A 17364-nucleotide genomic window follows, 5' to 3' on the forward strand; every position below is an offset into this window, starting at 1 on the left:
ATGAGCGCCTCCCGTTCCCCTGCTTCGCGCGAAGCCTTGCCGCCGCTGGAGGGCGCGACGCGCATTATCGGTTCGATCGCCCTGTCGACCGCGGTGTTCATGAATGTGCTGGACACCTCGATCGCGAACGTATCGATTCCCACGATCTCTGGCGATCTGGGCGTGAGTTCCAGCCAAGGCACTTGGGTCATCACCTCGTTCGCGGTGGCCAACGCCATCACGGTGCCGTTGACAGGGTGGCTGACCCAGCGTTTTGGCCAGGTGCGGCTTTTTATTATTTCTACCCTGCTCTTCGTGCTGGCCTCGTGGCTATGCGGTTTCGCGCCTTCGCTGGAAGCCCTGATCGCGTTTCGCGTGCTGCAAGGCGCGGTGGCGGGGCCGATGATCCCGCTGTCGCAAGCGCTGATGCTTTCGAGCTTTCCGAAGGCAAAATCCGGCATGGCGTTGGCCATCTGGTCGATGACCACGCTGGTCGCGCCAGTGGCCGGGCCATTACTCGGCGGATGGATTTCGGATAACTATTCCTGGCCGTGGATTTTTTATATCAACGTACCGGTAGGCTTGCTAGCCGCGTGGATCAGTTGGCGGGTCTACCGCGATCGCGAATCGGTCACGCGCAAGTTGCCCATCGACAAACTCGGATTGGTGCTGTTGGTGGTGTGGGTGGGCGCGCTGCAAATCATGTTGGACAAGGGCAAGGAGCTTGACTGGTTCGCCAGCCCAGTTATCCAGCTGCTGGCACTGACGGCTTTCGTCGCCTTCGTATTCTTTCTGATCTGGGAACTCACGGATGCGCATCCAATCGTCGATCTACGCTTATTCAAGGTCCGCAACTTTACTGTCGGCGCGCTGACGCTGGCCGTGGCCTACGGCGTGTTCTTTGGCAACGTGGTGCTGTTGCCGCTGTGGCTGCAAAGCACAATGGGCTATACCGCCACCTACGCGGGGCTGGTCACCGCGCCGGTTGGCTTGCTGGCCATCTTGCTGACGCCCATCGTCGGCAAACTGCTCGCCACACGCGACCCACGGCAGCTGGTGACCGTTGCGTTCCTGGTGTTCGCGCTGGTGTGCTTCATGCGCTCGGGCTTCAATACCGATGCGGATATGCGTACGTTGATTCTCCCAACGTTGGTGCAAGGGGCAGCCATGGCGGCTTTCTTTGTCCCGTTGACATCGATCACGCTGTCTGGGCTGGAGCCCTGGCGCATCCCCGCCGCCTCGGGATTATCGAATTTCTTGCGGCTGACGGCGGGGGCATTCGGAACGTCGATCGCCACCACGGTATGGGAAGACCGCGCCACCGAACATCATGCGCGGCTCACCGAAATCGCGCGGCCCGGTCATGCGCCGTTTGATCAGGCACTGGATACGTTGCAGAACACCCTGGCGATGCCGCGGGATGCCGCGCTCGCCCGGCTGGATGGGATCATCAATACGCAGGCCTACACCATGTCGGCAACAGACGTGTTTTATGCCTCGGGTGTCATCTTTATCTTGCTGACGGGCTTGGTTTGGTTCGCGCACGGGCGTCGCAAAACCGCCAATGCGGGCGGCGGCGCTGCCGAAGCTGCAGCCGGGGCTCACTAAAGCGGTCGGACTGCGATTAAACTGCGCATTCGATGGCCAACATGTCATACGTCGTGTCCGGCGCACTGGCCATCCATCGAAAAACATTGGGAGAACATTGGTGGCAGGTACTAAGCATAAAATCGCAGTCATTCCCGGCGACGGCATTGGTAAGGAAGTAGTCCCCGAGGGATTGCGCGTACTTGACGCTGTCGCGACACGCTTTGGCATCGATTTTCAGTGGGACCATTTTGACTGGAGCTGCGACTACTACGCCAAGCACGGCAAGATGATGCCCGACGACTGGGCAACACAGATCGGCAGCCATGAAGCGATTTTCTTCGGCGCTATCGGCTGGCCCGCCACGGTGCCGGATCATGAAGCCCTGTGGGGTTCGCTGTTTCAGTTCCGCCGCCACTTCGACCAGTACATCAACTTGCGTCCCGTGCGCTTGATGCCGGGTGTGCCCTCGCCGCTGGCCAATCGCAAGCCGGGCGATATCGATTTCTTCATCGTCCGCGAGAACACCGAAGGCGAATACTCCAATAGCGGCGGCCGCCTCTTTGCAGGGACCGAACGCGAAGTCGTCATTCAGGAAAGCGTGTTCACCCGCATCGGCGCCGACCGTGTGTTGAAGTTCGCCTTCGAATTGGCGCAGAAGCGTGGCAAGCATTTGACCGCTGCCACGAAGTCCAACGGCATCTCGATTTCCATGCCGTGGTGGGATGAGCGCGTCGCCGACATCGGTACGCAGTATCCGGACGTGCGCTGGGACAAGTATCACATCGACATCCTGTGTGCGCATTTCGTGCAGCACCCGGACTGGTTCGATGTTGTCGTGGCATCGAATCTGTTTGGCGACATTCTGTCGGATCTGGGCCCGGCCTGCACCGGCACGATCGGTATCGCGCCCTCGGCCAACCTGAATCCTGAACGCAAGTTCCCGTCGTTGTTCGAGCCGGTGCACGGCTCGGCGCCCGACATCTATGGCAAAAACATCGCCAACCCGATCGGTCAGATCTGGAGCGGCGCGTTGATGCTGGATTTCCTGGGTTATCCGGAAGCCTCGAAGGCCGTGGTCAGCGCCATCGAAACGGTGCTGGCCGAAGGCCCGCGCACGCGCGATATGCAGGGCACGGCATCCACGACCGACGTGGGCCGCGCGATCGCCGAGATCATCGCCTCTGGCAAGTAAAACGATGACAGGCCAGTCTTTCGGGGCTGGCCCAGACGGGCTGGCCTACCCGGGTCAGCCCATCAGTGCTGACGCAGACGCGAGCTCAATAGCCGCGATCGCGCTGCACCACCCCGGACAACGGCTCGCCACGCATCAGACGCTGGATCTTATTGATGATCTGCGCGACCGTTTCGTGCTGAAGGCTGATCGCCGCCACATGTGGGGTGATCGTGACCTTGGGATGTTTCCAGAACGGATGGTCTTTGGGTAACGGCTCTTGGCGAAACACGTCGAGCGTCGCACGCTCGATATGTCCTGCATCCAACAACGCCAGCAGGTCTTCTTCCACCAAATGCTCGCCGCGCCCCATATTGATGATGTGGGCCTGGGGCATGAGCTGTTCCAGCGTTTCACGACGCAGGATATCGCGCGTCTCGGCCGTCAAGGGCAGCGTGTTGATCAACACGCGCGAACGGGCGAGAAACGCGGGCAATTCGTCCAAGCCAGCAAAGCTTTCCACCCCCGCCGGCACCTTGCCGCTGCGCGACCAACCCGCCACGGGATAATCAAGCGCGGCCAAGGTTTGCGCAACCTTGCTCCCCATGACGCCCGCACCCAGCACGCCCACTGGCCATTGCGCACGGCGCAGTTCGGACAATGTTGCCCAAACGCCGGCTTGCTGTTGAGCGACGTAGTCGTCGAACTGGCGGCTCGCGCGGGTGATCGCCCACACCGCATATTCCGCCATTTGCACGGCCATGCCCGCGTCTTCCAGCCGAACGATGGGGGTATCCGCAGACAAGGTCGGCAGCTTTAGCAGGCCGTCGACGCCTGCGCCCAGATTGAAGACCGCGCGCAGGTTGCGCTCGCGCTCGAAGAGTTCAGCGGGCGGCGACCAGACCACCGCGATGTCCGCATTCTGCGGGGGCAGGTCGGGGTGCCACAGGGCAACCTCTGCTTCGGGGATAGCGTTGGAGATCGGTTCCACCCACCGCTCTTGCGTGGCGGGATGCGACGAAACGACGAGAATCTTCATGAATTACGCTCTCAGCTGCGGATCAAGTCCGCTATGCTGCCACAAACAGCGCGTTGCCACGGCGTCAATCTTGCTGGGTTCAGGGGATTTCCCCGCCCAGGGCTCGAAGATCCGCGCGCGACCTTGGGCTTAGCGGCGTTTAGAGCCGAGCAAGGAACCCAATACGCCGCGCACAAGCTGTCTGGCCATCGATCGTGCGGTGCTCTTGACGACTGACTGCACCACGCCATCGCGCTTGCCGCCGCGCGGCCCGGTGGAACCAAAGAGCAGCTCGTTCAAGCCCTGCATTAACCCACCAGAGGCTTGCTCCTCGGCGGCGCTGTTGGACTTCCCTTCGGTGCCGCCCGATGGCACGACTTCTGCGCTGGCTCGCGCGGTCAGGACCTCGTAGGCCGATTCGCGATCGATGGCCTTGGCATACTTGGCTGACATGGTCGGATCATCGCGCAGTGCCTGGCGTTCGGCATCCGTAGCCGGGCCGATGCGACTGCCCGGCGGCATGATCCAGGCACGTTGCGTGGGCTCGGGACGCCCTTTGGCATCGAGCAAGGACACCAGCGCCTCGCCCACCCCCAGCTCCGTGATCGCGGCTTCGATATCGAGCCCTGGATTCGGCCGCATGGTCTCTGCTGCGGTTTTTACGGCCTTCTGGTCACGGGGGGTAAACGCGCGCAATGCGTGCTGAACGCGATTGCCCAATTGTCCCAGCACGGAATCGGGGATATCCAACGGATTTTGCGTGACGAAGTACACGCCCACGCCTTTTGAACGCACCAGGCGCACGACCTGCTCGATCTTGTCTAACAGCGCCTTGGGCGCATCGTTAAACAACAGGTGTGCCTCGTCGAAAAAGAACACCAGCTTGGGCTGATCGCGATCACCGACTTCGGGCAGCTTTTCATACAGGTCGGCCAGCATCCACAACAAGAACACACTGTAGAGACGCGGCGACTGCATCAGCTTGTCAGCGGCGAGGATATTGATGATGCCCCTACCCTTGGCGTCGGTACGCATCAGATCCAACACATCCAACATGGGCTCGCCGAAAAATTTCTCGGCGCCTTGAGACTCCAGCCGCAACAGACTGCGCTGGATGGCGCCCACCGAGGCGGCGGACACATTGCCGTACTTGGTCTTGAGCTGCGCCGCGCGGTCTGCGACGTTTTGGAGCATCGCGCGCAGATCTTTTAGATCGAGCAGCAGATGCCCCTCGTCATCGGCCACGCGAAATACCAAGGTCAGCACGCCTTCCTGGGTATCGTTGAGTTCCAGCATCCGCGACAGCAGCAAGGGCCCCATGTCGGAAATCGTGGCGCGAACCGGCAAGCCCTGCTCGCCAAACACATCCCAGGCGACCGCGGGATTGGCGCCCCAGACAGGCTCGGGCAAGCCGTTTTGCTGCAGGCGGGCTTGCAGCTTCGAATTGGATTCCCCGGCTTGAGAAATTCCCGTCAAATCGCCTTTGATGTCGGCCAGAAATACCGGCGTGCCAATGCGCGAAAACGCTTCGGCAAGCACCTGCAGCGTCACCGTCTTGCCCGTGCCCGTCGCGCCAGTGATGCAGCCATGGCGGTTCGCCAGTGCCGGCAGCAAGTGCAATTCTGTATGTTCGTTTTTTGCGACGACGATGGGGTCGGACATCTATGCTCTCCGGCATGCAAGAATTGTGACAAGTGTAGAGCGAACGCGCGAAATTGTGCGGCATGCGTGCCCAGGCACAGCGTAAAACGGCCCGCGACATGTGTAGAAGCAATTCGGCGCGTCGCATCCTGGCCTCGCCGCGCGCCCGCGCGCGTCAACCACGGTAAAATGCCCGTTTTGCCGACAATTTTATTTGGGACACCATGGCCGGACACAGTAAATGGGCCAATATCCAGCACCGCAAAGGCCGCCAGGATGCCAAACGCGGGAAGCTTTGGACCAAGATCATTCGTGAGATCACCGTCGCCGCGCGAGCCGGCGGCCCTGACCCCGACAGCAATCCGCGCCTGCGGATGGCGTGGGACAAGGCTACCGACGCCAACATGCCCAAGGACAACATCCAGCGCGCGATTCAGCGCGGGGCCGGCGGCGCCGATGGCGCCAACTACGAGGAAGTCCGTTACGAGGGCTACGGCATCGGCGGCGCGGCCGTGATCGTGGACTGCATGACCGACAACCGCACCCGCACCGTCGCGGAGGTTCGCCACGCATTTGCCAAAAATGGCGGCAACCTCGGCCAAGAAGGCTCGGTTGCCTTCATGTTCAAGCATTGCGGCCAGTTCGTTTTTGCGCCCGGCACCGCGGAAGACACGGTCATGGAAGTCGCGCTCGAAGCCGGCGCCGAGGACGTTGTCACGGACGATGAAGGCGTGATCGAAGTCATTTGCGCCCCGGCCGACTACGCCGCCGTGCGCCAGGCATTCGAAGCCGCCGGCCTGAAGGCCGAAGTCGAAGGCATCATCATGAAGCCGCAAAACGAGACCGAACTGACGGGCGAAGATGCGGAAAAAATGCAAAAGCTCCTCGATGTCCTCGAGGGCTTGGACGATGTGCAGGAAGTCTATACGAACGTCGTTTTCGACGAATCGCAGTAATCAGTATGCCGCGTGGATTTCCCTTTAAGGAACTCCATCGCGGCGACCCGTGCGGCGCGCCGGTCGCGTCGCGCGGGGCAGCAGTCAAGACACACCAACACGGCGGATCAGCCCGCCAACCTTTTGTGCCTAGCCTGGGACGGCAACGCCCGGCTATTTTAAGAACTCACCGAACATGAAACTCCTGGTAATCGGCTCTGGTGGCCGCGAACACGCCCTGGCTTGGCGCCTGGCCCGCTCGCCCCGCGTCCACAAGGTCTTTGTCGCGCCCGGCAACGGCGGCACCGCGCAGGGCGACCTGCTGCAAAACGTGCCCATCACCGATCCGGAAGAGCTGGCGGATTTCGTCGAGCGCGAAGGCGTTTCCCTCACGGTCGTCGGCCCCGAGGCGCCCTTGGCAGCGGGCGTAGTCGACGTGTTCCGCGCACGCAAGCTAAAGATTTTTGGCCCCACCAAGGCCGCCGCGCAGCTGGAGAGCTCCAAGGACTACGCCAAGGCTTTCATGGTGCGCCACAACATCCCGACGGCGCGCTATCAGACTTTTACCGATCCCGCCGAGGCACACGCCTACGTCGACCAGGAAGGCGCCCCCATCGTCATCAAGGCTGACGGCTTGGCCGCTGGCAAGGGCGTGGTCGTCGCCGCCGATCTGGCCGAGGCCCATGCCGCCATCGACGCCATGCTCGGCGATGGCAGCCTCGGCCAGGCAGGTGCGCGGGTCGTGATCGAGGAATGCCTGGTCGGCGAAGAAGCCAGCTTCATCGTGATGTGCGATGGCCGTCATGTACTGGCGCTGGCGACCAGCCAGGATCACAAGCGTTTGAAAGACGGCGACGCCGGCCCCAACACGGGCGGCATGGGCGCCTATTCGCCCGCCCCGATTGTCACGCCGGGCCTGCACCACCGCATCATGCGCGAAATCATCTTGCCCACGGTGCAAGGCATGGCGCGCGACGGTATTCCGTACACCGGGTTCCTCTACGCGGGGCTGATGATCGGCCCGGGCGACGATCAAGACCGTTCGATCAAGACGCTGGAATTCAACTGCCGCATGGGCGACCCCGAAACACAGCCCATCATGATGCGGATCAAGAGCGATCTGCTCGATACGCTTGAACACGCCGTCGAAGGCACGCTGGACCAAGCCGACATCACCTGGGATCGCCGTACCGCCCTGGGCGTGGTGCTGGCCGCGCACAACTATCCTGGTACGCCGCGTCAGGGCGATGTCATCGCCGCGTTGCCCGCCGAGACCGAAGACTGCATGGTTTTCCATGCGGGCACGCGTCTCGAGGATGGCGAGCTCAAGACCGCCGGTGGACGTGTACTGTGCGTGACGGCGCTCGGCGACTCTGTTCGGATGGCACGCGAACGCGCCTACGCGGCAGTCGATGGGGTGCATTTCGACGGCCGCCAGTATCGCTCCGACATCGGCTGGCGTGCATTGAAGCCTTCGCAGCAAAAGGCCAAACCTTAATTAATCTCAAAGCACGGATGGGTTGTCAGGGCTAAGCTTACCCAAGCACGCGCGGTGTCAACCCTGGCAGCCGCGTCAGCTCGCCGCCTGATCGGCGGCGACAGCCCTCACCCATCTGGACATAGCATGAGCAAACTCCCCGTTTCCGACGTACGAAATTATCTGACCGGTCTGCAGACGCGTATCGTGCAGGCGTTGGAAGAAGCTGGCGGCGAAGCGTTCCGCACCGACGAATGGCAGCGTGCCGAAGGCGGCGGCGGCGTTTCGCGGTTGATTGAAGGCGGCCAGTTTCTGGAGCGCGGCGGCGTATTGTTCAGCCATGTCAAAGGCAGCCAGCTGCCCCCATCAGCCAGCGCGCATCGGCCAGAGCTGGCCGGCCGCCCTTGGGAAGCCATGGGCGTGTCGATGGTGCTGCATCCGCGCAACCCGTATGTGCCCACCACGCACATGAACGTGCGCATGTTCATGGCTGCGGCTCGACCGGGGCAGGACGAAGAAGATATCTTCTGGTTTGGCGGCGGCCTGGATCTGACGCCCTACTATCCGTACGAGGAAGACGCGCGTCATTTTCATCAGGTCTGTCGGGACGCCCTGGCGCCGCACGGCGCGGACTACTACCCCAAGTACAAGCGCTGGTGCGATGAGTACTTCTTTTTGAAGCATCGCCAGGAAACGCGTGGTATTGGCGGCGTGTTCTTCGACGATTTGAACGAGCCGGGCTTCGACGCCTCGTTCGCATTGCTGCGGTCGGTAGGCGATGCATTTTTGCCGGCCTACATGCCCATCGTCGAACGCCGCAATGCCCTGCCCTACGGTGAAGCGCAGCGCGAGTTCCAGGCGTACCGGCGCGGCCGTTATGTTGAGTTCAACCTGGTCTTTGACCGCGGCACGCTGTTTGGCTTGCAATCGGGCGGGCGCACGGAATCCATCCTGCTCTCCATGCCGCCCGTCGCACACTGGCGTTATGACTGGCAGCCACAACCGGGTACGCCCGAGGCTGAATTGACCGCGTTTTTAACTCCACGGGATTGGGTGTGACGCGAAACGAGCTACCGTCCTCCGCTAACACCGCGGCACAGCTGCCGCGGGTAGGCCTGCTGGGCGGAAGTTTCGATCCGATTCATGTGGCCCATCTCGCGCTGGCACGCGCCGCCCTCGGCGGGCTGGACCTGAACCAAGTTCAATTCATCCCAGCCGCGAATCCCTGGCAGCGCGCGCCCCTGGCCGCGTCGCCGGAGCACCGCCTGCGCATGATCGAAATCGCCATCGACGGCGACCCGGACCTGGACGTCGACGCCATCGAGATCGAGCGAGGTGGCGCCACCTATACGGTGGACACCATCCTGGCCCTGCCGCCCATCGCGCATTATGTCTGGATACTGGGCGCGGACCAGCTCGCCAATTTCTGCACCTGGCATCGGTGGCAGGACATCGTCCAGTGCGTGGATCTGGCGGTCGCCGTGCGCCCAGGCTCACCGCTTGCGCCCCCGGCGGAACTGCAGGACTGGCTCGCCGCTCACCCCGAGCGGCAGCTAGCCACCTTGCCTTTCACCCCGATGGACGTCTCAGCCTCGGACATCCGCGCGCGCTTGGCTCGCGGTGCGCCAACCGAGGGCTTGTTGCCGCCCAAAGTCGCCAACTACATCGCGACCCACGATCTCTACCGCTGATAGCTCGCGTTTGGCGTAAAGGGTGACGTATCGGCGCCTCATCTCGCCCCCGTGCGCTGCCCTCGCGGGTTATATTTACAAACATGGATATTCAAAAACTGCAACGCGCCGTCATCGACGCCCTTGAAGACGTCAAGGCGCAAGACATCAAGGTGTTCAACACCACGCATCTGACCAGCCTGTTCGATCGCGTCGTCATCGCCAGCGGCACCTCCAATCGCCAGACGCGTGCGCTGGCCTCCAGCGTGGCCGACTGCGGTCGCGCGCTCAAGCTCACCGGCATTACCGTGGAAGGCGAAGACACGGGCGAATGGGTCGTCGTGGATCTGGGCGATATCGTGGTGCACGTGATGCAACCGGCGATCCGCCAGTATTACAACCTGGAAGAAATCTGGGGCGATAAACCGGTGCGCGTCAAATTGTTGCCCGCCTCCGGTGGCCAGCCGGGTCAGCTTGACGACGCCGAAGACTGATCGGGACGACGCGATGCCTGTTTTTTGCGCGGCGCCAACGCCGTTGCGAGGCACAGCCAGCTTATGAAACTCATCGTTATTGCCGTGGGCCATCGTATGCCCGACTGGGTCGAAACGGCTTGGGATGACTACGCCAAGCGGCTGCCCGCGGATTGCGCGCTCGAACTGCGCGAGGTAAAGCCCGAGCCGCGCACCACGGGTAAAACGCCTGCGCAGATGATGGCGGCCGAAGCGCGTCGCATCGAGGCGGCGCTGCCGGCCGGCGCGCTGCGGCTGGCGCTGGATGAGCGTGGTCGTGACCTGACCACGATGGCACTGTCTCAGCGCCTGGAACAATGGCGCGGCGACGGACGTGACGTCGCGTTTATCGTGGGCGGCCCCGATGGATTGGACGCATCGCTGAAAGCCGCCTGTGATGGGCAGATCCGCCTGTCATCGCTGACCCTGCCGCACCCCATGGTGCGAGTCGTGCTCGCCGAGCAGCTTTATCGCGCCTGGGCGATCATGACGAGTCACCCCTACCACAGAGCCTGATGCACATCGCACGGCATCCAGCTCTTATCGGCCGTCCTGCGTTCTGATTTCTCAATACACACCATGACGTCATCGCCTTCTTCCTCCGCCGTCTCGCCCCGTCTCTACCTCGCATCCGCGAGTCCGCGCCGGCGTGAACTGCTGACACAGATAGGCTTGGCGCATACCGTGCTGCAAGTGCCCGCGCCGCCGGGCGAAGACGAACCGCAATTGGCGGGTGAAAGCGCCGCCAATTATGTCTGCCGTACCGCGCGCGAAAAAGCCGAACGCGGCGTGCAATGGTTGCTATCGCAACAATTGCCCGAGCTGCCGATCCTCGCCGCCGACACCACGGTGATCCTGCGTGGCGATGTTCTGGGCAAACCCGTGGACCGCGCTCATGCGGTCGCGATGTTGAGCCGCCTCAGTGGCACGACTCACCACGTGCACACCGCCGTCGTCGTGGCTCATCGTGGTGAACTCCTTACCGAAGTCTCCATTTCCGAGGTTCGTTTCCGTGTACTGAGCGAGGAGGACGTCGCCCGCTATTGCGACAGCGACGAACCTTACGGCAAAGCCGGTGCTTATGGCATACAAGGGCTGGCCGCCACGTTCATCGAGCACCTCTCGGGCAGCTATACCGGCGTCATGGGGTTACCATTGTTCGAAACGGCCACGCTGCTGCGCCGGGTGGGCATCGCACTACCCTGACTGCGAAAATCCGGCGATTCCAAGATGATGCACGCCGTGGCCCCAGCGGCGAACACCCGATTGCAGACCCCCTATCAGACCGCGGCCGGCGGAATCGGTATCTCAGGGGCCGGCAAGGATTCCAGGCTGCCCGGCCGCTCGCGGTCCGGCGTCCTCGCAGGCTCATCCGCTGGCTTGTTAGCGAGTTCGTGCGTGCCCTCCGCTGCCGCGTGACGATGCTTGGCTGATTCCTCGGCGACCTTCATATAAGTACTGATCAAGGCATAAGCCGCATTAGCGCCCAGCACAATTGCCAGCGCTACGGGGTGGCCCGTCAGCGCGACCGTGGCTGCGAGCTTGGCACCGGTGAGTATGGCGCCGGGAACATCGCCTGCCCGCACTTGCTTGGCAAACGTCACCAAGGAAACTGCAACACCCACCACTCCGCTGAACTCGGCAAGGCCTAAGCCCACGCCCGCCGCAACGTTGAGTACCTGGTCAAGCGACACCAACGCTTTGAGACCACTCGTGAGCATGGCCGCGCCGTCAAGACTGAAAAAGCCTTCCTTCATGCACGTATGCAAAGCAGAAACCGCTGAAAGGAAACTCAGTGTCCCTACGGTTGTGGTAGAGGCGAAGTCGGCGATGCTGAGAAACGCGTCCTCGGCGGTGTGGAGGACCGACGCTATCTCGACCGCGGTAACGGCCGCATGTATCCAAACCTCGACGCATTCAAACGCTTCCTTTACGCTACTGACCGGGGGTGCAATCGATGCCAGCGCTTCGGCGGAAAAGGGCAGAGAAAAAGGGGTGATCTGCATGGTTATCAGGCCTTGGGCGTTAGGTCATAACCGGAATCGGGCTGCGCACCTTCATCTGGAGCCGGCAACAGTAACTTTTCGATCTCATCCGCAGCGAACGCCTTCGCCAGCACATCGACGTGCTGACAAAAAGCGACGAACATCGCGCCAAAAGCCTCGCCCGTCCAGCCTTCATCACGCGGCATCCACATGAGACGAAAACGGATCTCACGAGTGCTTGGATCCATGCCCACAAACCCCATTCCAGTGAGGTTCGCGCTGATATTGAGCGCCAGTAACTCGCATAGCGTGCGCGCACTGGTCTTCTCATCGGCAACGCCAATGACGGCGGTGAACACCAGTGCCGGCAAACCAGGCATTGGCGTGACGCCAAATAAGGTTCCTCCCTTGGTCTTCAACATCAAGCCGCGATCATTCGCGAGCATGATGGGAACACCCATGGCTTCTTCCAGGCCATGGCCCCATTCGCGTAGCTTTATCACTGAATCTATGCTCATCTTCGCTTCCCAAAAATGGATCGAAGACTTGGTAACCCTAGATTTCTCTCAGTTCCCAGAGTGACAAACAAAAACGCCCGACGAGGGGATCGTCGGGCGTTTTTTTGATGAATCGGTGACTGCGTGCGAGTCGATTCGTTGCGATAGCAGTGGCCTGCCGCCCGGCTAAGCACAGCGCCGGGTCACGAGGTCAGGTGGGCGGGTTATTCCTTCTTCGCGCCGGAAATGCGCACCAATTCCGCGGCTTCGCCCATGCCTTTTTGCACCATATCCCAGTAGGCATCGATCGAGATCGGCTCGGCCGGCACGGAGCCCGCAGCGATGAATTTTTCACGCAGTTCCGGGCTTTGCAGTGCCTTCGCCAGCGCTTCGTTCAGCTTGATCAGGATAGGCCGGGGCGTGCCGGCCGGGGCTACCAAGCCATACGCGGAATCCATGTAAAAGCCTGGTACACCGGCCTCATCAAAGGTCGGCACTTCGGGCAAGGCGTCGATACGCGCCTTTGACGTGATCGCCAGCGGGCGTACCTTGCCGGAAGCGATCGGAGCCATGGCGCCCGTCGTAATGATCATATCGACACGGCCCGCCATCACGTCCGTCAGCGCGGGCGCGGTGCTTTTGAACGGCACGTGCAAGATGTCGATGCCCGTACGGGTCTTGAAGCTTGCACCCGCCAGATGCTGTGACGAACCAACGCCACCAGAGGCATACGTCAACTTACCCGGGTTCGCCTTGGCGTGGTCGACGTAATCCTTCACTGATTTAAACGGGGAGTCCGCCGGCACCAGCATCGTCGAAGGCGAGGTATTGATCAACCCCACCGGCGCGAAGTCCTTGATCGGGTCATAGCCGATGTTGTCGTAAAGCGCCGAATTCAGCCCGTGCGAGGCCACGGTGGACAACATGATCGTGTAGCCATCCGGGTTGGCGCGCGCAGCCGCGACCGAGCCGATATTGCCACCGGCACCGGCCTTGTTGTCGACCACGATCGATTGCCCGAGATGCTTACTCATCTCTGCCGCGACCATGCGCGCCACGCCATCGGCTGGACCACCCGCTGCCCAGCCCACAATCATGTTGATCGGTGCGGCCGGATAGTTGTCGACCGGTGCTGCGTGCGCTCCTGCAGCAGATAAACCAAGAGAAAGAGCCAGTACGAGTTCTTTATAACGGCGCAACTTCGAGAACATGGGAACGATTCCACTCTGAAAAAATGATGGGAACGTTAACATAGCTCATGAATCAGCGACGCAGACCAATTCGCTTTGGTTGCGCCGCGACTTCGCCTTGCTTCGTTGTAAAAGACTCACGTTGACCGAGGATCAAATCCCTGCCGCGGGTAACGCGGTAAAGAAGTTCGGCAAATCCCAGCCCTCGTCGAATGCCTTGGACACGGACGACACGTCAGCGTCAGCTTGGTTATCCGAGGCGGTATTGTCGACTTGCGTCGCCTCTGTGGCGCCCGTGCCCTGTTTCTCCGCCTGGCCCGCGGCATAGGCCTTATAACTGCAGTACATCGAGTAAACGGCATTGGCCCCGACCACAATGCCTAACGCCACGGGGTGCCCCGTTAGAGCGACCAGCGCGACAAGCTTTGCGCCCGTCAAAAGCGCACCGGGCACGTCTCCGTCGCGTACGTACTTGGCAAACGTCACCCCCGTCACCAGCAAACCGGCCACCCCGCTGAACTCCGCGAGGCCCAGGCCCACACCCGCCGCCACCGTTAGCAGGCCATCGAGCGACACCAACGCGCTTGCGCCACTGGTCAGAATGCTCAGGCCTTCCAGACTAAAGAAGCCATGCTCCATGCAGTGACGGAATGCCCCCACCATCGACATCAAACTCAAGCCGGCGAACGCAGATTGTTCCGCCATGCCGGTGATACATTGAAGCACTGCGTTGTCGGGATCAAGTACGGACTCTATCGTGATCGCGGCTGCGATGGTCGCTATCCAAGGTGCAGCGACCTTCACTGCGTCCCGCACACTGTTCACCGACGGTACCAGCGCGGTCAGCTGTTCGACCGTCGGCGCAAAAGGAACCGGCAATGCGTTCAGATACATAGCAATCAAGCCATATTGGTAAAGTTTGGATTCAACGGCTGTTCCCGTGATCCCCCCGCCGGCGCCACGGCGGCAAGCTTCTCAAGCTCGCCGTTAGCCAGTGCTTTTGCCAGCTGATCGACATGTTCTGAAAACGCCGCGAGCACAGCGGCGAAGGCCTGTTCGGTCCATCCTTCATCACGAGGCATCCACATCAGGCGATAGAGGATCTCGCGTGTCGCAGCGTCCAACCCGACGTATCCCATGGCTGACAAGGTAGCGTTGAGGTTGATCGCCAATAAACTACAGAGCGTCTGCGTGCTCGTGTGTTCATTCGCCACACCGATGACGCCTGTAAACACTAATCCAGGCAGACCCGGCACTGGCGCGACGCCGAACAGATTGCCACCCTTGGTCTTTAGCATCATGCCGCGGTCATCAGCGGTCATGACGGAGATACCCAGCGCCTCCTCTAAGCTGCGCCCCCAATCCCGTAATTGCTTGGCCGAATCTATGGTCATTCTTCAGTCCTCAAAAAATCGGATTGAAGGCTGAGTAACGCATGATTTCAGTTGGTTCCGAATAACGTGTGTCGCGGAACATGCATGTCTGTCTGCGCCCCGCCATCGAAAGCCAGGTAAAGATCCCCTCAAGGGTGTGCTTCCCGCACAAAAAAAAGCCCGACGAAATTGCATTCGTCGGGCGTTGCTCGCTTCTCATCGCCGCTCTTGCGGCGCGCGCACTGGCGTTACATGGGCTGCAGATCAATTTCCTTGGCGATCTTGCCAAAGGTTTGCAGATCCGCCTTGACCCGCTCGGTGGTCTCAGCGGGCGTGGACGCCTTCGGGATCATCGCCACGTCTAACAGTCGCTGTTGCATTTCTGGCTTGGCGAAGGCTTCGGCCACGGCTTGTTGAATTTTCGCCACCACGGCCTCTGGCGTACCGTGCGGAGCGGCCAGACCAAACCACGCGACAGATTGGAACCCGGGTAGGCCAGCTTCCGCTGCGGTGGGCACGTCCGGCAGCGCCGCAACGCGTTCCGGCGCGGTCACAAACAACGGGCGCACTTTGCCCGATTTAATAAATGGCGTCTGCACGCCCGTGTTATCGAGCACGGCATCGATATGACCGCCCAGCAAATCATTCATCGCGGGGCTGCTGCCTTTATAGGGAACGATGTTGAGCTGCACATCCGCCGCGCGTCCGATCATCATTTGCGTCAGATGCTGCTGCGTGCCCATGCCCGCATTGCCAAAGCGAATGGCATTGGGGTTGGCGCGTGCATAGTCGACGAATTCCTTGAGGTTCTTGGTCGGGAACTCGTTGTTGGTGACGACAACAAACGGCAAGTCCACCAACACCGTTACCTGTTCGAAATCCTCTAGCGGCCTGTAGCGCAACTTGTACACATAGGGATTCACCGCCATGGTGCCGCTGGCCGTCACCAACAGCGTATAACCGTCGGGCTTGGCGCGAGCCACATATTCGGTACCCAGCACGCCGCCCGCGCCCGGCTTGGACTCAACGATCACGGACTGGCCGAGTTTGTCCTGGATGGCTTGGGCTGCCAGTCGCGCCAGCAAGTCGGCCGAGCCGCCCGTGGCATACGGCAGAACAATGGTGATTGGCTTGGTAGGATAGTCTTCTGCCGCGGCGGCTGACAGACTCAATGCCGCCATGCAGGCAGCGAACATCACTTTCAGTTTTTTGACCATGGACCCATTCCCCTGAATTTACGGGCAACTTCAAAACGCTCGTAAGCTTAAGGCTGGTTGCGTCATCAAGACTAATCAACAATTAAAATAAAACATCATCACGGAAATTGATAACGGTCCGACATGCTGGGCGCCATAGACTTAAACCTGCTGCGTATCTTCAACGCCATCATGACAGAGCGTAATGTCACGCGCGCGGCCGCCGCCCTGCATATGACGCAGCCGGCCGTGAGCAACGCCATCAACCGGCTGCGCTTGACGCTCAAGGATCCGCTATTCGTCAAGGTTCCCGGCGGCGTGCTGCCGACGCAACGCGCCGAATTGCTGTGGCCTCCGATCCGCGACGCCCTGGCCCGCATCGCCGACACACTCGAGAGAAACGATTTCGAACCGGCGCGCTCGGAAGCGGTGTTTCGCTTGTCGATGTCGGATTATGTAGCCGATCAGGTCATACGCCCACTCTTTGTCCAACAACAGACCGTCGCCCCGAATATCCGCATTCACCTGCATCCCTATTCCCTGGATAACGCCGGACAGATGCTGGAAAAAGGCGAAGTCGATATGGCCGCCGGCGTCTATTCCAACCTGGGCTCTTCGCTGCGCACCTTGCCGCTGGAGACGCTTACCTATGTGTGCGCGATGCGCAAGGGTCATCCCCTGCTGTCGCAGTCCCGACTGACCTTGGATAATTTTCTGCGCGCCCGACATCTGATGGTGAGCCTCTTGGGCGTCTCGTCGCTGGTCGATCACGAGCTTGCCGCGCATGGCTATCGCCGTAATGTGGTGTTGACCGTTAACCAGTTCTCGCTCGCGCCCCGGCTGCTTGCCGAAACCGATCTGATCTGCGTGCTACCGCACAACGCGGTGCGCAATAGCCCTTACAACCACTTGCTGGAAGCGGTAGAAGCCCCCTTTCCTTTTGCGCCGCGCACGGTCAACCTGATCTGGCACGAACGCTCGGACGATATTCCGGCGCACCGCTGGTTGCGCGAGGAAATACTGACCGTTTGTCAGGCGCAGGGCATGCAATTCGAGCAGACGAAAAAACCGCAGCCCCCAGGCCTCGACAGTCATTCATAACAGTGATGACGAATAATACTAATCTTTGA

The 17364-nt window shown here is 61.0% G+C and carries 18 protein-coding genes; 10 read left to right on the forward strand and 8 right to left on the reverse strand.

From position 1 onward, the window contains the following. Together GOQ28_RS16295 and GOQ28_RS16300 are read left to right on the forward strand one after the other, a co-directional pair. A complete protein-coding gene (locus GOQ28_RS16295) occupies positions 1 to 1587 on the forward strand; it encodes a DHA2 family efflux MFS transporter permease subunit (RefSeq protein WP_202109757.1) in 1587 nt (528 codons plus the stop codon). A gap of 100 nt (positions 1588 to 1687) precedes the next feature. After that, a complete protein-coding gene (locus GOQ28_RS16300) occupies positions 1688 to 2761 on the forward strand; it encodes a tartrate dehydrogenase (RefSeq protein ID WP_160349252.1) in 1074 nt (357 codons plus the stop codon). Between the two features lie 85 nt (positions 2762 to 2846). Here the strand turns inward: GOQ28_RS16300 and GOQ28_RS16305 are convergent, their stop codons facing one another. Together GOQ28_RS16305 and GOQ28_RS16310 are read right to left on the reverse strand one after the other, a co-directional pair. Beyond that, positions 2847 to 3779 (reverse strand): 2-hydroxyacid dehydrogenase, encoded by a 933-nt coding sequence (locus GOQ28_RS16305; protein ID WP_160357195.1) that lies wholly within the window; start codon positions 3777 to 3779, stop codon positions 2847 to 2849. Between the two features lie 129 nt (positions 3780 to 3908). Continuing rightward, positions 3909 to 5420: a helicase HerA-like C-terminal domain-containing protein gene (locus tag GOQ28_RS16310; protein WP_160357196.1), complete on the reverse strand. Its 1512-nt coding sequence runs from the start codon at positions 5418 to 5420 to the stop codon at positions 3909 to 3911. Between the two features lie 203 nt (positions 5421 to 5623). Here GOQ28_RS16310 and GOQ28_RS16315 point away from each other — a divergent pair, with 203 nt between their 5' ends. The 7 genes from GOQ28_RS16315 (at position 5624) to GOQ28_RS16345 (ending at position 11199) form a co-directional block, all read left to right on the forward strand. Further along, positions 5624 to 6355 (forward strand): YebC/PmpR family DNA-binding transcriptional regulator, encoded by a 732-nt coding sequence (locus tag GOQ28_RS16315; protein WP_160357197.1) that lies wholly within the window; start codon positions 5624 to 5626, stop codon positions 6353 to 6355. 175 nt (positions 6356 to 6530) lie between these two features. Further along, the gene (purD, locus tag GOQ28_RS16320) at positions 6531 to 7832 is read left to right on the forward strand and encodes a phosphoribosylamine--glycine ligase (protein WP_160349248.1); all 1302 of its coding nucleotides are present in this window, start codon (positions 6531 to 6533) and stop codon (positions 7830 to 7832) included. 126 nt (positions 7833 to 7958) lie between these two features. Next, a complete protein-coding gene (gene hemF, locus GOQ28_RS16325; RefSeq protein WP_160357198.1) occupies positions 7959 to 8870 on the forward strand; it encodes an oxygen-dependent coproporphyrinogen oxidase in 912 nt (303 codons plus the stop codon). A gap of 41 nt (positions 8871 to 8911) precedes the next feature. Continuing rightward, complete coding sequence (nadD, locus tag GOQ28_RS16330) at positions 8912 to 9502, forward strand: nicotinate (nicotinamide) nucleotide adenylyltransferase (protein ID WP_160357218.1); 591 nt, start codon at positions 8912 to 8914, stop codon at positions 9500 to 9502. 83 nt (positions 9503 to 9585) lie between these two features. After that, positions 9586 to 9975, forward strand: a complete 390-nt coding sequence (gene rsfS, locus GOQ28_RS16335; RefSeq protein WP_160349246.1) for a ribosome silencing factor — start codon at positions 9586 to 9588, stop codon at positions 9973 to 9975. A gap of 63 nt (positions 9976 to 10038) precedes the next feature. Further along, positions 10039 to 10509 (forward strand): 23S rRNA (pseudouridine(1915)-N(3))-methyltransferase RlmH, encoded by a 471-nt coding sequence (rlmH, locus tag GOQ28_RS16340; protein ID WP_160349245.1) that lies wholly within the window; start codon positions 10039 to 10041, stop codon positions 10507 to 10509. Between the two features lie 63 nt (positions 10510 to 10572). Beyond that, the gene (locus tag GOQ28_RS16345) at positions 10573 to 11199 is read left to right on the forward strand and encodes a Maf family protein (RefSeq protein ID WP_160357199.1); all 627 of its coding nucleotides are present in this window, start codon (positions 10573 to 10575) and stop codon (positions 11197 to 11199) included. A 74-nt stretch (positions 11200 to 11273) separates the two neighbouring features. Here GOQ28_RS16345 and GOQ28_RS16350 read toward each other — a convergent pair whose 3' ends face one another. The 6 genes from GOQ28_RS16350 to GOQ28_RS16375 all read right to left on the reverse strand — a co-directional run bounded on the left by GOQ28_RS16350 (position 11274) and on the right by GOQ28_RS16375 (position 16255). After that, on the reverse strand, positions 11274 to 11999 hold the full coding sequence (locus tag GOQ28_RS16350) for a hypothetical protein (RefSeq protein ID WP_160349243.1): 726 nt from the start codon (positions 11997 to 11999) through the stop codon (positions 11274 to 11276). Positions 12000 to 12004: 5 nt separating this feature from the next. Then, positions 12005 to 12496: a type III secretion system chaperone gene (locus GOQ28_RS16355; protein WP_160349242.1), complete on the reverse strand. Its 492-nt coding sequence runs from the start codon at positions 12494 to 12496 to the stop codon at positions 12005 to 12007. 203 nt (positions 12497 to 12699) lie between these two features. After that, positions 12700 to 13686 carry a Bug family tripartite tricarboxylate transporter substrate binding protein gene (locus tag GOQ28_RS16360; protein WP_160357200.1) on the reverse strand — a complete coding sequence of 329 codons (987 nt, stop codon included), beginning with the start codon at positions 13684 to 13686 and terminating at the stop codon, positions 12700 to 12702. 132 nt (positions 13687 to 13818) lie between these two features. After that, positions 13819 to 14559 (reverse strand): hypothetical protein, encoded by a 741-nt coding sequence (locus GOQ28_RS16365; protein ID WP_160357201.1) that lies wholly within the window; start codon positions 14557 to 14559, stop codon positions 13819 to 13821. A 5-nt stretch (positions 14560 to 14564) separates the two neighbouring features. Then, positions 14565 to 15059: a type III secretion system chaperone gene (locus GOQ28_RS16370; RefSeq protein ID WP_160357202.1), complete on the reverse strand. Its 495-nt coding sequence runs from the start codon at positions 15057 to 15059 to the stop codon at positions 14565 to 14567. Between the two features lie 227 nt (positions 15060 to 15286). Beyond that, the gene (locus GOQ28_RS16375) at positions 15287 to 16255 is read right to left on the reverse strand and encodes a Bug family tripartite tricarboxylate transporter substrate binding protein (RefSeq protein WP_160357203.1); all 969 of its coding nucleotides are present in this window, start codon (positions 16253 to 16255) and stop codon (positions 15287 to 15289) included. A gap of 123 nt (positions 16256 to 16378) precedes the next feature. On the opposite strand from GOQ28_RS16375, the gene GOQ28_RS16380 reads away from it, so the two are divergent. Then, complete coding sequence (locus GOQ28_RS16380; RefSeq protein ID WP_160349237.1) at positions 16379 to 17335, forward strand: LysR family transcriptional regulator; 957 nt, start codon at positions 16379 to 16381, stop codon at positions 17333 to 17335. The last annotated feature ends 29 nt before the right edge of the window (positions 17336 to 17364 follow it).

Origin of the sequence: Bordetella sp. 02P26C-1 (assembly GCF_009763255.1) — a bacterium.
Taxonomy (GTDB): Bacteria; Pseudomonadota; Gammaproteobacteria; order Burkholderiales; family Burkholderiaceae_B; genus Bordetella_A.

Bases quoted from the DNA above. Each gene is read 5' to 3' on its own strand.
- GOQ28_RS16355 (WP_160349242.1), bottom strand. From the start codon at position 12,496: ATGAGCATAGATTCAGTGATAAAGCTACGCGAATGGGGCCATGGCCTG.
- rsfS (WP_160349246.1), top strand. From the start codon at position 9,586: ATGGATATTCAAAAACTGCAACGCGCCGTCATCGACGCCCTTGAAGAC.
- GOQ28_RS16345 (WP_160357199.1), top strand. From the start codon at position 10,573: ATGACGTCATCGCCTTCTTCCTCCGCCGTCTCGCCCCGTCTCTACCTC.
- GOQ28_RS16380 (WP_160349237.1), top strand. From the start codon at position 16,379: ATGCTGGGCGCCATAGACTTAAACCTGCTGCGTATCTTCAACGCCATC.
- rlmH (WP_160349245.1), top strand. From the start codon at position 10,039: ATGAAACTCATCGTTATTGCCGTGGGCCATCGTATGCCCGACTGGGTC.
- hemF (WP_160357198.1), top strand. From the start codon at position 7,959: ATGAGCAAACTCCCCGTTTCCGACGTACGAAATTATCTGACCGGTCTG.
- GOQ28_RS16360 (WP_160357200.1), bottom strand. From the start codon at position 13,686: ATGTTCTCGAAGTTGCGCCGTTATAAAGAACTCGTACTGGCTCTTTCT.
- GOQ28_RS16350 (WP_160349243.1), bottom strand. From the start codon at position 11,999: ATGCAGATCACCCCTTTTTCTCTGCCCTTTTCCGCCGAAGCGCTGGCA.
- GOQ28_RS16365 (WP_160357201.1), bottom strand. From the start codon at position 14,559: ATGTATCTGAACGCATTGCCGGTTCCTTTTGCGCCGACGGTCGAACAG.
- purD (WP_160349248.1), top strand. From the start codon at position 6,531: ATGAAACTCCTGGTAATCGGCTCTGGTGGCCGCGAACACGCCCTGGCT.
- GOQ28_RS16310 (WP_160357196.1), bottom strand. From the start codon at position 5,420: ATGTCCGACCCCATCGTCGTCGCAAAAAACGAACATACAGAATTGCAC.
- GOQ28_RS16305 (WP_160357195.1), bottom strand. From the start codon at position 3,779: ATGAAGATTCTCGTCGTTTCGTCGCATCCCGCCACGCAAGAGCGGTGG.
- GOQ28_RS16315 (WP_160357197.1), top strand. From the start codon at position 5,624: ATGGCCGGACACAGTAAATGGGCCAATATCCAGCACCGCAAAGGCCGC.
- GOQ28_RS16295 (WP_202109757.1), top strand. From the start codon at position 1: ATGAGCGCCTCCCGTTCCCCTGCTTCGCGCGAAGCCTTGCCGCCGCTG.
- GOQ28_RS16375 (WP_160357203.1), bottom strand. From the start codon at position 16,255: ATGGTCAAAAAACTGAAAGTGATGTTCGCTGCCTGCATGGCGGCATTG.
- GOQ28_RS16370 (WP_160357202.1), bottom strand. From the start codon at position 15,059: ATGACCATAGATTCGGCCAAGCAATTACGGGATTGGGGGCGCAGCTTA.